The following is a 14,078-nucleotide window of genomic DNA, read 5'->3' on the forward strand; positions in this document are numbered from 1 at the left end:
ATCGCCGTTCCGATCCGGGCCCCGCCGAGGTGATCCGCCGAGGGGGAGCCGGTGGACCCGAGGCCCGTCGCTTCCCACCGGATCACGCCCACCGGGTCCTCCTGCCCCGCACCGACGGCGGTCACGAGGACGGCGGACGTGATGCCCGCGACCGCAGTGCTGACGCCATGTCGGGGACAAGGCTGTTCCACCGCAGGGCGCCGCACCCCTGCGGAGACCGGCCGGCTTGTGGCGCACGCAGCGCGCCACCCGCGCATCCTTCGGCCGACCGCGCCGCCGCGTCTCGCTCCGCGAGTGCCGGATCCGATCCGTCACGAACGGTCGCCACGCGCGGCCGGAGGCGACCGTTCGTGACGGATCGATCGCGGGCCGGGGGTGCGCGCGGGGAGCTCCGGGCGCAGCGGGGCCGTCAGGCGAGCGGCTCGCGGTCGCGCGTCAGCGGAGCGGCCCGCAGCGCGCGCAGGTAGATCCCGTAGCGCCGCAGCTGGCCGGCCGACGCCGCGGCGCGCCCGGATCGCAGCCCGGACAGCCGGTACACCAGCATCCGCGACGCCATGCCCGCGAGCACGACCGCCCGCCAGACCTGCTGCTGCAGGTCCGAGCGCGCCATCCGCCAGCCGTAGAGGTCGAAGAGGTTCACGATCCAGGCGGTGCCGACGCGGCCGTCGACGCCGCTCGAGGAGCCGCCCATCGCGTGCAGGGCGTGCAGGCGCGGATCCAGGACCACGCGCAGGCCCTCAGCGCGCAGGCGGAGGCAGATCTCGACGTCCTCGGCGTACATGAACCAGCGGTCGGTGAGGCCGCCGATGCGGTCCCAGACGGCCAGCGGGATCATCAGGCAGCCGCCGCTCACCCAGTCGACGTCGCGCGGCCTGCCGTGCAGGTCGGCAGCGAACAGGTAGTGGCCCTCGAAGGAGGGGAAGCGCCGGCCGAGGCGGGAGAGGCCGGTCTGGTGCAGGAGCATCCGGCGGACCGTGGGGGCGTGGCCGGCGGCCACGATCACGACGTCCTCGCCCTCGTTCTCGAGGAGGGGGGAGACGGCGCCGATCGTCGGATCGCTGTCGAGGAGTGACGCGAGCGAGCCGACGACCTCCGCCGAGATCTGCGCGTCCGGGTTCAGCAGCAGCAGGTGGCGGCCGGTGGCGTGGGCGGCGCCGAGGTTGACGGCCCGCGAGAATCCGGCGTTCTCGGTGTTCTCGACGACCCGGACGTCCGGGTACCCGGCGCGCAGCACGGCGACGGTCTCGTCGCGCGAGAGGTTGTCGACCACCAGGATCTCGACGCTCTCGTCGCGGCCGGCGAGCGCGTCGAGGCAGGAGCGGATGACGCCGATGCTGTTGTAGGTGACGATCACGATCGACACGGACGGCCCGCTCACGGCAGCACCGCCACCATCGCGGCGCGCAGCCGGGCGACCACGGCGTCCCAGCTGTAGTACTCGAGCACCGGAGCCGGATCGAGCTGTTCCGGCGGGTCGGCGACGAGCTCGCGGATCGACGCCGCGATCGCCGGCACGTCGCGCGGGTCGACCAGGCGGGCGTGCTCGCCGAGGATCTCGCGGAACACGGGGATGTCGCTGGCGAGGATCGGCGTGCGGCAGGCCAGGGCCTCGAGGGTCGGCAGGCCGAAGCCCTCGTCGAGGGTGAGGAAGAGGAACAGCGCGGCGTTCTCGTAGAGCCAGCGCAGCTCCTCCGTCTCGATCCGCCCGAGCAGGCGCACCGAGCCGTCGTCGAGCGCGGCTCTCACGGCCGGGGGGAACTCGGTGCGCACGCCGGAGGCCTCGCCGACGACGAGGAGCGGGAAGGAGGGGGAGAGCACCCCCGAGGCGAGAGCGGCCTCGATCGTGGTCGCGAGGTTCTTGCGGGCGTTGAGGCGGCCGACGGCGAGGAGGAAGCCGTCGAGGCCGTCGACGCCGGCGGGCGCCACGGGCTCCGCGGCGGCGAACGCCCGGTTGAGGCCGAGGCCGACGGGCACGGCGCTCGTCGCGGCCGACGTGCGGACGATGCGGCGCGACTCCGCGACGCTGCTCGCGATGACCACATCGGCGCGGCGGACGCTGAGCGGCATGAGCGAGAAGTAGGCGCGCTCCCTCCGGGTGAACCACTCCGGATTCGTCAGGAAGAGGAAGTCCTGGATGAACACCGCGGACCGCCCCGTCAGGGGGGTGAAGTTGTGCGCCAGTGTGATGTCCGGACGCAGCCGGAGAGAGAGAAGGGCGAGTTCGAGAACGGCGCTGATCCCCTGCGGCCGGAGTCTTGTCGGCACTATCCGGGCGAGTCCCGCTAATTCCCGTCTCGCCGTCTCCACCCCCGTCAGGGGGACGGCAATGACAAGTGAATCCTCAGGAAAGAGTCTCGCCCAGGAGAAGGTGATCTCTCGCATGACCTCACGATTGGAGATCGGGCCGCGAATCCACCAATTACCATCGAGCAGGACCCGTAGGGATCCTCGGTGCGAACCTGTGCCGGGCATTCGACCCCTGTCTGGGAATGGGTTCTCGTGGACGTCCCGACTGTAGCGAACGGACTCCTGCACCGGACGCCCACGAGTACCGGCCCGAGGGCCGCCGCACCGAGGAGAGGGCCCCATGAGAGCTCGACGCCGCACTGCACTCGTCCGCTGGGCCGTCGCCGCGCTGGGGGCGGTCGTGGTGCTCAACGCGGTCGTGGTCGCCCAGACGCAGGTGGGCACCGACGCGACCGCCGACTTCCTCAGCTCGGTCACCGCACTGACCAACATCCTCTCGGTGGCCGCCTTCGCGATCGCGGGCCGGAGCGCCTGGAGATCCGCGAGATCCGGGGGCAGGAGGAGCGCCGCGGCGCACGGGGAGTCGCGATCTGTCACCGCGATCCGCACCCTCAACACCGCCACGCTGCTGAGCATGTCGGGCCTGTTCCTGGTGATCTACGGGCCCACCGTTCTCGGCGACCCGGCCCAGCTGAACCCGAGCACGGTGGTGCTGCACGTGCTCGTGCCGGCGCTCGCGCTGGTCGAGCTGCTCGCCGTCCCCGGCACCCGCCCGGTCGACCTCCGGCTGGTCTGGGCGGTGATGGTGTTCCCCGTCCTGTGGTTCGCCTACACCTTCGTCCGGGGCGCTCTCACCTCGCGCTACGTGTACGAGTTCCTCGACCCGGAACTCTCCGGCGGGGACCGGATCATCATCGGGATGACTGTCCTGATCCTCTCGATCTTCTTCCTGATGGGTGTCGCGATCCTGTCCCTCCAGCGGTGGCGGACGGCGGTACGTTCGCCGCTAGTATGAGCGCCGATACCCGCCTTCGGGGGTGCGAGTAGCCCGTCGAATGAATGCTGTGCACCGTCGCATACGCCTGGTATTGCGACAGCAGATCCGATACGGCGATCGCCTGTGTCGAGGCGAAGCACGACAAAGGGAGAACCGGGACATGGGCAGGTCGATCGCCATTATCGGCACGCGGGGCTATCCCAGTTACTACGGGGGATTCGAGACAGCGGTCCGACGTCTCGCGCCATATCTGGCCGAGCAGGGATGGGAGGTCACGGTCTACGGGAGGCCGGGCACCACGGTTCTCCTGGACCCGGACCGCGACGAGCGGGTGATCACCCGGCAGACGCGGGGTGTCGAGAGCAAGTCGCTCAGCACCCTCTCCTACGGACTCACGGCCGCTCTCGACGCGGCCAAGCGCAAGCCCGACGTCGCCCTGGTGCTCAACTGCGCCAACGGCTTCTGGCTGCCGATCCTCAGGCAGCGCGGCATCCCCACCGTCGTCAACGTCGACGGCATCGAGTGGGACCGCGCCAAGTGGGGCCGGTTCGCGAAGTTCGTCTTCCACCAGGGCGCGGTCTGGACCGCCCGTCACGGCGACCGCATGGTCTACGACGCCGCGGCGATCGAGACGCGCTGGAAGCGGGAGTTCGGCCGCGACGGCGACGTCATCCCCTACGGCGGCGACGTCCCGCCGGAGCACCCGGTCGAGCCGGGGCTGACCCACCGCGGCTACGCGCTGATCGTGGCGCGCTTCGTCCCCGAGAACACGGTGCCCGAGTTCATCGAGGCCGCCGAGCGGATCGCGCGGACCCAGGACGTGGTGATCGTCGGCTCGTCCGGCTACGGCGGCCCGATCGACCAGGCGGTCAGCGCCCTCGCGCAGCAGAACGCGCGGGTGCACTGGTTCGGCCACGTCAGCGACGACACCCGGCTCCACTCCCTCTGGCAGCACGCCGGGGCCTACTTCCACGGGCACAGCGTCGGCGGCACCAACCCGGCGCTGGTGCAGGCCATGGCCTGCGGCGCCCCGGTCGTCGCCCGCGACACCGTCTTCAACCGTGAGGTGCTCCAGGAGGCGGGGCGCTTCGTCGCTCCCACCCCGGACGCGATCGCCGAGGGCGTCCTCGCCGTGCTGAACGACCCGATCGAGCAGGAGCGGCTCTCGTACCGCGGGCACTTGCGGGCCGTGCACTCCTACTCCTGGGCCGAGGTGAACGCCGGCTACGAGCGCTCGCTGCTCAGCGTCATCGCCGAGCGGGCCGGCGCGGGAGCGAGCAGGAGCCGGGCGTGAGGGCCCCGCGCGACCTCGGCTACGACGACCTCCTCATCGGCTACCACGTCGGCCCGCTGACGGGCGTGACGGCGGAGCGCGTGCGGACCGCGCTGCGCGACGTCCTCCTCTCACCCCGCGGCGCCGTGCTCCTGCGGCGCCGTACCCGGCTCCGCGGGTGGCGCCGGATCGACGTGGCGGCCGCCCTGGACGCGGCCGAGCGCGCGGTGCGGGTCGTCGACGGCCCCCTCGAGCGCGAGGACCTGGCGCACCGCCTGCTGGCCTCGCAGTTCGCGCCGGGCGAGCTGCCGCTCCGGATCCTGTTCGACGGCGCGACGGTCGGCTTCACTTTCCCGCACAGCCTCTTCGACGGGACCGGGGCGACCGCGGTCGTGGCGCTCGTGATCGAGAAGCTGGGCGCTCCGGGGGCCGACGGCACCGCCCGGAAGCCGCTCGCCGCCGCACCGCTCCGCGAGGTCGTGGAGCGCTTCGAGCTCACCGGTCTCGCCGGCGCCAGGAAGGCCCGCGACACCTTCCGCACCCTGACCGCCGCGACCGGCACCGGCTACCAGCTCGACGCGACCCTCTCGAAGGAGGAGTCGGACCGCCGCGCGCGCCTCGTGACCGCCGTGCTCGGCCCCGAGACGCTGCGGGCGGTCGCAGCGACCCCGGAGCAGGCGCGCGAGGGCCGGCGCCCCGCCCGCCCGCCGGTGTCGCTCAAGACCGCGAGCCTCGTGCTCCGCTGCCTGCAGGACTGCGCCGCCGACGGCCTCGACTTCCGCGTCGTCGTCCCCGTCGACGGCCGCCGCTGGGTCGCGAAGGGCACGGAGGTCGGCGGCAACCTCTCTCCCTCCCTCCCGCTCGGCCGCCTCCGCGCCGACGACTGGTCCGCGACCTCGCTCCTCGAGCGGCTGTCCGCGGCCACCAGGTCCGGCCTCCCCGCGACCTGGCTGCTGGCGAGCGCGCTGCTGAGCGTCAAGACCCTCGTGCAGCACCCGCTGGCGCCCCTCCGCCCGCCGCGCGGGACGCCCCGCGTGCCGTGGGAGATCCACGTCTCCCTGCCCTCGACCGAGGTGCCCGTCCCGGAGGAGCTGCTGCCGCGGATCGAGCCGGACACCATGGTCGGCGGGATGCCCGCCCACCTGCGCTTCCCGCTCGGCGTCTGGGTCGAGGTCGCGCCGATGCGCGACAGCATGCACCTGACCGTCCACGACGAGACCGGCACCTTCGCTCTCGACGGCTTCGAGGAGCGGCTGCTCGCCGCTGTCGGCGCCCGAGCCGCGGAGGCCTCGTGAGCGGGCTGCTGCGCCTCCTGAACTCCCCGATCACCATGCTCGCGAGCCGCCTCTCGGTGGCGGCGCTCGGCCTGGTGAGCGCCCCGCTGATCGCGCAGTCCCTCGGCCCGAGCGGACGGGGCGAGACGGCCGCGGCCCTCGCCTCCATGTACCTGATCCCGATCGTCCTCGCGCTCGGCATGCCCCTCGAGATCCGCCGGCGCGTGCTCGCCGCGGCGGGCGACCTCGGCGCGGTGCGCACGGCCCGGCGGCTCGCGCTGCTGACCGCGATCCCGGCCGCGCTCATCGCCTGGCTGCTCACCTCCACCCTCCTCTCGGCGCTCGACGAGGCGGCCACGATCGCGGTGTTCGTCGCGATCACCGGTACTCCGCTCATGGTCTGCTGGATGATCGACATCGGCGTCGTCGGGGCGCAGCGCCGCTTCGGAGCGGTCGCGCTGCTCCAGGCCACGCAGCCGCTGGTCTACGTCGGCGGGATCGTCGTGCTGTTCCTGCTCGACTCGATCACCGTCTCCGGCGTGATCTGGTCGAACTTCGCCGGCTCCGTGATGACCGCGCTGATCGGCTCGCTGCTCGACCGCCCGCGCGGAGCCGCTCCGGCTCCCTGGCGGCCGCTCGTGCGCGGCTCCGTCACCTTCTACGGCGCGCAGGCGTCGGACGCCGCTTACCAGCGCCTCGATCAGGTGATCATGCTGCCGCTGATCGGCTCGCACCAGGCCGGCCTCTACTCGGTCGCCGTGACGATCGGCACTCTGCCCGTGTTCCTCGCGCACGCGGTCGCGGCTCCGGTCTTCTCGGACATCAGCCGGACGGAGGGCGGCGCCCGCGTCACCGCGACCGGCGACGCGCTGCGCTCGGCCTTCGCGGTCGGCCTGGCCTCGGCCGTGTTCCTCGCCGTCGTCACTCCGTGGGGCGTGCCGTTCCTCTTCGGCGACGAGTTCGCGGAGGCGATGCCCGCGGTCCTCTTCGCGATCCTCGGCTCCGTCTTCGTGGTCGTCACCGTCAGCGCGGGCGAGGTGCTCTCGGCGCGCAACCGCGGCATCAGCCTCACCGTCGCGCAGGGCGCCGGGCTGATCACCTGCCTCGTGCTCCTGTTCGCGTTCAGCCCGGCGAACGGCGCGATCGCCGCCGCCATCGCCAACGCGAGCGGGATCCTGACGGCGCTGGTGGTGATGGTGCTCGCGATCCGGCCGCCGGCGCGGACCATCGTCCCGCGGCCCTCCGACGTGCCGCTGGTCGTCCGGCGCCTCACGATGCGGGGCGGCGCGGCATGACCCGCGCCGCGGCGCCGCTGCCCCGGGCGGGCTCCCGCACGGTCGCCCGCGGACCGGTGCGCACCCGCCGCACGCTCCGCGCCCTCCTCGGCCGCGACGGGCTCGGCCTGCCGTGGCTGGGCGTCCTGCTGCTGGTCTTCGCCCTCCCGGCCAACGGAGTCGCCTCCGCGTTCCTGCCGGGCGCCACGGCGACCGCGTTCGGCGCGATCAAGGACGCCACGGTCCTCGGGCTCTTCCTGCTCGTGCTCGTCAGCGGCCGGATCAAGCGGGTGCCGGTGCCGATCGTCGTGCTCGTGCTGATGATCGTGGGCCTCGGCGCCGTCTCGGCCGTGTGGACCGAGAACCCGATCCAGGCCGCCTACGGCTGGCGCAACGACTTCCTGCCGTTCCTCGCGCTCATCGTGGTGCCCGCGGTACTCGAGAAGCGCCACCTCGCGATCCTCGCGACCGCGTTCGTCGTCGCGCTGCAGCTCTCGTCGATCACGACGATCCTCACCTGGAACCAGGGGCTCGACTGGCTGTTCACCCTCGGGGTGTTCCCGCTGGCCCCCGGGACGCCGTTCCCCTCCTCCCTCTTCGTCGCCGGCAGCATCGTGCCCCGCGGCTTCAGCCCCTACAGCGCCCCGAACGAGAGCGCCGTCGCCGTCACGATCGCGCTGGCCGTGCTGTGGACACGCCCGCGCTGGCCACTGTGGCTGAAGGGCGCTCTCACGCTCCTGCCGCTGGTGGCGGTGTACCTGACGCAGTCCCGGAGCGGCTACATCGGCCTGGCGATGCTCGCGGTGACGCTGGTGGCCTGGGCGCTGTTCCGCGCGAAGCCGATGCTGGTCTGGGCGATGCTCACCGTGACCACGGCCGCGGCCGTCGGCGGGGTCACGCTCTACCTCTACATCGACAAGGTGATCTCGCACGTCGCCGACCCGTCGCTGATCGGCCACAGCGACAGCCTGCTCGAGAACATCCCGCTGCTCGTCGCGCACCCGTTCGGCTTCGGCCTCGGCAAGGCGGGCCCGCGCGCGCAGCTGTACTCGACCGACAGCGTCCTGGTCGAGAGCTTCTTCCTGGTGCTCGCGATCGAGTCGGGGATCCTCGTGATGCTGCTGTTCGCGGCGCTGCTGGTGTACCTGTTCCTCCGCGGGCTGCGGGCGCCGACGCTCGACGGCTTCCTGCCCACGGCCGTGGTCGCGGGCACGCTGGTCAGCTACACGGTGCTGCCGACGCTCCAGGAGGGTCCGGTGGCGTACACGCTCTGGATCGTCTGCGGCATGGGCATCGTGGCGGGGCGGGCCGAGCAGGCGGTGCGCCCCGGCACGGCCCGGGTCCGCGAGCCCTCACCCTCGCGCAACGCCGCCCACCTCGACGGGCCGCGCGCCGGCACCGGAGCGCACGTCGTCACTCCCCGGGGGGAGGGACGCAGGCACCGGCTGCAGCGCTCCCGCGTCTCAGGCGGTCGCCGTCGCCGCGGCGGTGACGACCGTGCTGCGGGGAGCCTGCGCGACAACGGTCCCGAGGACGTCGCCCCCGACGTCCCGTAGGCGGTCGGCCGCGGCGACGAGGTCGGCCGAGGACGAGACGCCGGCGCCCGCGACGAGGACCGTCGTGGCGACCATCTTGCCCAGCAGCACCGCGTCGGTGGCCGAGAGGATCGCGGGGGAGTCGACGATCACGTGGTCGTACCGGCGCGAGAGGTGCGCGATCACGCGCTCCATCGCAGGGGTGCCGATCAGGTCGCTCGGGTTCGCCTGGCTGCCGCCGGCCGTGAGCACGGTGACGCCCTGGGCGCTGACGGGCAGCGACCCGTCGGCGGGCAGGGTGCCGGTGCGGAGCAGGTCGGCCAGGGTCGGTCCGCCCGTGGGGAGGCGGAAGACGGTCGACTGCGCCGGGTCGCGGAGGTCGGCGTCGATCAGCACCACGGTGCGGCCGATCTGGGCGATCGAGACGGCGAGGTTCGCGGCCACGGTGCTCTTGCCGTCGCCCTCGCGGGCGGAGGTGACGAGCAGGGTGCGCTCGTGGGTGCCGGAGCCGAAGAGGAGCGTCGTGCGCAGCATCCGGAACGACTCGGCGACGGCGCTCCGGCCGTCGACGACGAGGGGGGAGCGGCGGACGGCCGTGTCGTAGGGGATCGACTCGAGCACCGGCAGGGTGGTGCCGGCGGCGACGTCCTTGGCCGAGCGGATGCGGGAGTCGCCGAGCGAGCGCAGCACGACGACGCCGACGCCGAGGATGAGGCCGGTCGCTCCTCCGAGCACGAGGTAGACGAGCAGGTCGGGGCTGAGCGGCGAGCTCGGCACGGACGCGGCCTCGAGCACCTTCACGTCGACCCGGCTCGCGCCGCCCGTGACGGGGCGCTCGATCCGGGCGACGTAGCTGCGCAGGCTCTCGGCGACCGAGTCGGCGATCCGCGCGGCCTGCTGGGCGTCGGCGTCGACGACGTCGATGCTCATGATGACGGTGCCGGGGAGCGCGGCCGGCGTGACCTCGCCCGCCAGATCGCCGACGGTCATGTCGAGACCGAGGTCGTCGATGACGGGCTGCAGCACCGAGCTCGAGTCGACCAGCGCGACGTAGGAGGCCACCCGGGCCTCGGCGCTGGTGAAGGAGGCGCCGACCTCGGCGCTGGACTGGTTGTCGGCGGTCGCGACGGAGACGAACACGGTCGTCTGCGCCCGGTACTCCGACTCCGACGCCATGGTCGCCACGGAGGCGGCCGCGAGGCCGAGGGCGACGAAGATCGAGATGACGAGCCAGCCCCTGCGGAGAAGTCGTCCGTACTCGCGAATTCCCACAGGGCCGTCCTTGTCGAGGAGGGATCCGGCGGACCGGATCGAGACGATGAGCGTGTTGCTGTCGATCCTGGCAGAACCGCGCCACGTGTCACCGGCGCCGGGCCGAGCCGGCACCCCCGGACAGGCGCGGCGGGGCGCATCCGGCCCGTCGGGGGCTCCGGCCTGTCGGATCCCGCCCGGTCGGTGTCGCGGGACGACGGACGGCGGCACGGCCGGACCGCCTCCGCTGCCGCCCCCGGTCGTGCCTACTTCTTGTAGCTCCTCGTGAGGGTGTTGTCGCCGGGGGTGGGGTCGCCGATCGCGGTGGAGCTCTTGGCGGTGATGGTGGAGGTGCCGGTCTTGGGAATGAGGACGATGGTCCTGGTGGTGCTCTGTCCGGCTGCGAGGGTGGGGATCTTCCAGGTGAGGACCGTGGTCCCGGCGATCTTGCCGGGGGTGCGGGTGGCGCCTCCGATGTCGGTGACGGTGGTGGGGACGATCATCTGGATGACGGTGGATCCGCTGTCGCGGGTGCCGACGTTGGTGACGGTGGTGGTGGCGGTGAGGGTCCTGCCGGTGATCTTCGTGGCGGTGGGGGTGAGGGCGACCTTCAGGTCGGCGCGGCTGCCGGAGACGATCTTGACGATGCGGGTGGCGGTCGCGGCGGCCCAGGTGCCGTCGCCGGCCTGGGCGGCGGTGACAGTGCAGGCACTCGTCCCGGTGAGGGTCACCGTTCCCGCGGCGGTGACGGTGCACGGGCCGGTGGCGGTGTAGGCCACCGGGAGACCGGAGGAGGCCTTCGCGGCGAGCGAGTAGGCGACTCCGGTGGTCGGGGTCGCCGACGTGTTCGCGGTGAAGGCGACGGTCTGCGGCTTCTTCTGGATCGACGCGGCGGTCACCACGAGGGTGCGGGTCGCCTGCGGGGCGGCGTTCCGGTCGGCGTCGCCGGCCTGATCCAGGGTGAGCACGCAGTCGCCCGGAGCGGCGAAGGTCACGGTGCCGTTCGCGACGGTGCAGGCCGCGGAGGCGGTCCGGAGAACGGTCGGGGCGCTCGACGCGCCGCCGGTGACGGTCGGAGTCCACGTCCCTCCGACGACCGCCGCGGGAGCGGTGGAGGTGAAGGCGACCGTCTGCGCAGCCCTGCCGATCGTGAAGGCGCGGTCGGCGCGAGCAGCGGCGTGCGCAGCGTCGCCGGCCTGCTCGAGGGTCAGGGTGCAGGAGCCGGCGTGGTCGTAGGAGACCGAGCCGCCGGAGACCGAGCAGGCCCCCGAGGCGGTGAGGCGGGGATCCGCGGAGGAGGGGCCTCGGACGATCACCGGCGTGGACGATCCGCCGACGACCGCGTCGCCCGGAGCCTCGCCGCCGAACGAGACGGACCCGGCGGCCAGGCCCACCGCGATGGTCTGCGAGACCTGCGGAGCGGCGAGATGACCGGAGTCCCCGGCCTGATCGGCCGTGACGGTGCAGGTGCCGGAGCCTTCGAAGGTGACGACGCCGTCCGTCAGGGTGCAGGCGCCCGAGGCGGCGAGCACGACCGGCTGCCCGGACGCGCCGCCCGTCGCGGCGGGCGTGTAGGTGCCGCCCGGGACGGCGGGGGAGGGGGGAGTGGAGGTGAAGGCGATCGTCTGGGCCGGAAGGGTCACCTGAACGGTGCCGGCGACGTTCGGAGCCTGCTGATAGGTGGAGTCGCCCTGCTGGAACGCGTAGTACGAGCAGGTGCCGACAGCGGTGAGGAGGATGTCGACGGAGCCCGGATCGACCCGGGTCGTGCGGCAGGCGTCGTAGGCGACGGCGAAGGCGGGCAGGCCCGAGCTCGTGGTCATCGTGAGGGTGACGGTGTCGCCGACGGCTCCGGTCGTGGGAGGGGTCGAGGCGAGGGTGATCGTCTGGGGGCCCTTCCGCACCGTGAAGGTGGACGACCGCTGCAGAGCGGGCGCGTAGTCCGCGTTCCCGAGCTGGTCGGCGGTGACGACGCACTCCTCGCCGACCTCGGTGAAGGTCACCACGCCGTCGGCGATGGTGCAGCCGCCGGTCGCGCCGTAGGTCGTGGGGAGCCCCGACGTGGCTGTCGCGACCGGGGAGTAGGTAGCGGAGCGCGCGGTGTCGATGCCGTGCGGGTAGTCGTAGACGATGCTCTGCGGGAGGCGGTCGACGGTGAACGATCCGGTGCGCTGCGGCGCGGGGAGGTAGAGCTCCGAGCCCTCCTGGTCGAAGCGGATGGTGCAGGTGCCCGGGCGGAGGTTGCGCACGGAGGTGCCGCCGATGATCGAGCAGACCTCCGGGGTCGTGCTCGTCACCGTCACCGGCAGGCCGCTGCCGGCACTGGCGCGGAGGTCGGCGTCCTCATCCGTCGTGAGAGCGCTCGTGGGGAGGCGGAAGTCGATGCTCTGCGCCTTCCGCACCACCTCCTCCGCCGGCTTGGCGACCACCGTGAAGCTCGTCTCGACCGCCGGGGCCGACGCGTAGCGCTGGTCACCGGGCTGGCCGGCGCGGACGACGCAGGTCCCCGCGGCGACGCCCGCGAACACGGACCGGCTCAGTCCCTCGAAGAGGAACGGAGTGCCGTCGAGCCGGCAGACCTCCGGCGTCGTGGTCGTGAAGTCCACCGGGAGACCCGAGGTGGACGTCGCGGTCACCGAGTAGGACCCGGTCGAGTACGCGTAGCCCGCCAGAGCGAAGGCGACCGACTGGGACCTCGGCGAGAGAGTCCTGGTGCGGACGACGTCCGGAGCCGCGGTCCAGCCCGTGCCCCCGGCCTGGGAGGCGGTGATGGAGCAGAGCCCGCCGACCCGGCCGACCGCGCGTCCCGCGGTCACCGTGCACACGTCAGGAGTGGTGCTGACGTAGGTCACCGGCAGACCCGAGGACGCGGTGGCCTGCAGGACGAGGTCCCGACCGTCGGTGTCGAGGCCGGTCAGCTCCGGGAACGCGATCGTCTGCCCGGTCTGCGCGGTGAGGGTGAAGGTCGAGCGCGTGATCGGCGTCCGCGCGTAGACGACGGGATCCCGGTTGTACCCGTTGAATCCGGTGTAGAGCGCGCGGATCTCGTGGCTCCCGCGCGCGAATCCCTCCGGGACCTCGATGCTCACGGTCTCGGACGTCTCCGCACCGGTCAGCGTGACGGTGCCGAGCGGTCGCTGCGTCTGGCCGGTGAACTCGGTGAACGAGATCGATCCTCCGCCGATCTGGTCCGGCTTCCTCGTGTAGCCGGTGTCGACGTCCCGGTAGGAGTTCTTCGAGAGAGTGGCGGTGAGGGTCGTGGGGACGTCGATCGCGGTCGTCGACGCGCTCACCGTCATGGTGGCGTCGGGGAGCCAGGAGACGAGTGCGTCGCCGACCTTGTAGGGGCTGAGTCCGGGATCGGCGATCGGCCAGCTCCCTCCGCCTCCGCCTCCGCCGCCGGCCGCTCCCAGGCTGGTGTAGATGAACTCGCCGCCGCCCGCACCGCCTCCGCCGCCGCCCGCCGATCCGGCGCCGCCCTGTCCGCCGCTGGCGTAGACGTCGCCCGAGGCCCGCGCGCCTGCTCCACCGAAGCCGTGAGGGTCGGCGCCCAGGCCGTCCCAGAACATGTGCCCGGTCCCGCCGCTCGCCTCCGAGCCGAACGTCGGGACGGCATCGAGGAAGCCGCCGAGGTAGGCGGTGTCGCCACCGCTGCCGCCGACCCCCGGGGTGTCGATCGTCGCGCCGCCGCCGCCGCCCCCGGGGAAGCCGCCGGTGCCGTGGCCTGCTTCGCCCGGCCGGCCGGCGGCACCGCCGTCGGAGCCGTCGTACAGGATGGTCGCGCTCGATCCGCTTCCTCCGCCCGCGGCGACGGCGATGACGTCGCCGCCGACGGGGTCGCAGTTCTCGTCGGGTTCGCTGAAGGACACCCACTTGGCGTCCCCACCCCCCTCGAAGCCCCCGCTCCGGAGGCTTCCCCAGTAGATCGTCTGACCGGGCGTCACCTTCACGTCGTAGAGCGTGAAAGCGGCGCCGGCGCCGCCGGTGCCCCCGGTGTTCCCCACGCTGTCGAAGTCCTGACCGTCGGCTCCACGGTTTCCCCGGGCGGTGACGTCGGCGGTGTGGACGTTCGCAGGCACGGTGAACCTCCCGTCCGTCGTGCACGCGTCGTAGAAGCGGTTGGCGGAGGCGGGGGGTGCGCCGACCAGCGTGAGCGCCGCGGCGGCGAGAACCACCGCGAGACCGCCGGCGAGGGGGCGCCGGAGGCGGGACCGCGTCGAGGGGGAC

General features: G+C 72.9%; 8 protein-coding genes and 1 pseudogene. 5 read left to right on the forward strand and 4 right to left on the reverse strand.

Annotated elements, in window-relative coordinates:
• Positions 1–409: 409 nt before the first annotated feature.
• Positions 410–1,363, reverse strand: a complete 954-nt coding sequence (locus C5D08_RS01840; RefSeq protein ID WP_181110127.1) for a glycosyltransferase family 2 protein — start codon at positions 1,361–1,363, stop codon at positions 410–412.
• 11 nt (positions 1,364–1,374) lie between these two features.
• Complete coding sequence (locus C5D08_RS16850; RefSeq protein WP_181110129.1) at positions 1,375–2,142, reverse strand: glycosyltransferase family 1 protein; 768 nt, start codon at positions 2,140–2,142, stop codon at positions 1,375–1,377.
• 445 nt (positions 2,143–2,587) lie between these two features.
• On the opposite strand from C5D08_RS16850, the gene C5D08_RS16855 reads away from it, so the two are divergent.
• The 5 genes from C5D08_RS16855 (at position 2,588) to C5D08_RS01870 (ending at position 8,621) form a co-directional block, all read left to right on the forward strand.
• Complete coding sequence (locus C5D08_RS16855; protein WP_181110131.1) at positions 2,588–3,262, forward strand: Pr6Pr family membrane protein; 675 nt, start codon at positions 2,588–2,590, stop codon at positions 3,260–3,262.
• 142 nt (positions 3,263–3,404) lie between these two features.
• Positions 3,405–4,538 carry a glycosyltransferase gene (locus C5D08_RS01855; RefSeq protein WP_104275543.1) on the forward strand — a complete coding sequence of 378 codons (1,134 nt, stop codon included), beginning with the start codon at positions 3,405–3,407 and terminating at the stop codon, positions 4,536–4,538.
• Positions 4,535–5,812, forward strand: a complete 1,278-nt coding sequence (locus C5D08_RS01860) for a hypothetical protein (protein WP_104275544.1) — start codon at positions 4,535–4,537, stop codon at positions 5,810–5,812. Before C5D08_RS01855 ends, C5D08_RS01860 begins: the two co-directional genes overlap by 4 nt.
• Positions 5,809–7,086: a lipopolysaccharide biosynthesis protein gene (locus C5D08_RS01865; protein WP_104275545.1), complete on the forward strand. Its 1,278-nt coding sequence runs from the start codon at positions 5,809–5,811 to the stop codon at positions 7,084–7,086. Before C5D08_RS01860 ends, C5D08_RS01865 begins: the two co-directional genes overlap by 4 nt.
• A complete protein-coding gene (locus C5D08_RS01870) occupies positions 7,083–8,621 on the forward strand; it encodes an O-antigen ligase (RefSeq protein ID WP_104275546.1) in 1,539 nt (512 codons plus the stop codon). The genes C5D08_RS01865 and C5D08_RS01870 overlap by 4 nt, the downstream gene beginning before the upstream one ends.
• On the opposite strand, the gene C5D08_RS16860 is transcribed toward C5D08_RS01870, so the two are convergent.
• Both C5D08_RS16860 and C5D08_RS17485 read right to left on the reverse strand, forming a co-directional pair.
• Positions 8,529–9,872, reverse strand: a complete 1,344-nt coding sequence (locus C5D08_RS16860) for a polysaccharide biosynthesis tyrosine autokinase (protein WP_181110133.1) — start codon at positions 9,870–9,872, stop codon at positions 8,529–8,531. The two genes, C5D08_RS01870 and C5D08_RS16860, sit on opposite strands and share 93 nt — an antisense overlap.
• A gap of 245 nt (positions 9,873–10,117) precedes the next feature.
• Positions 10,118–14,078 (reverse strand): annotated as a pseudogene (locus C5D08_RS17485) (DUF11 domain-containing protein); the annotation flags it as partial.

It is taken from the genome of Rathayibacter sp. AY1B6 (genome assembly GCF_002932755.1).
Classification (GTDB): domain Bacteria; phylum Actinomycetota; class Actinomycetes; order Actinomycetales; family Microbacteriaceae; genus Rathayibacter.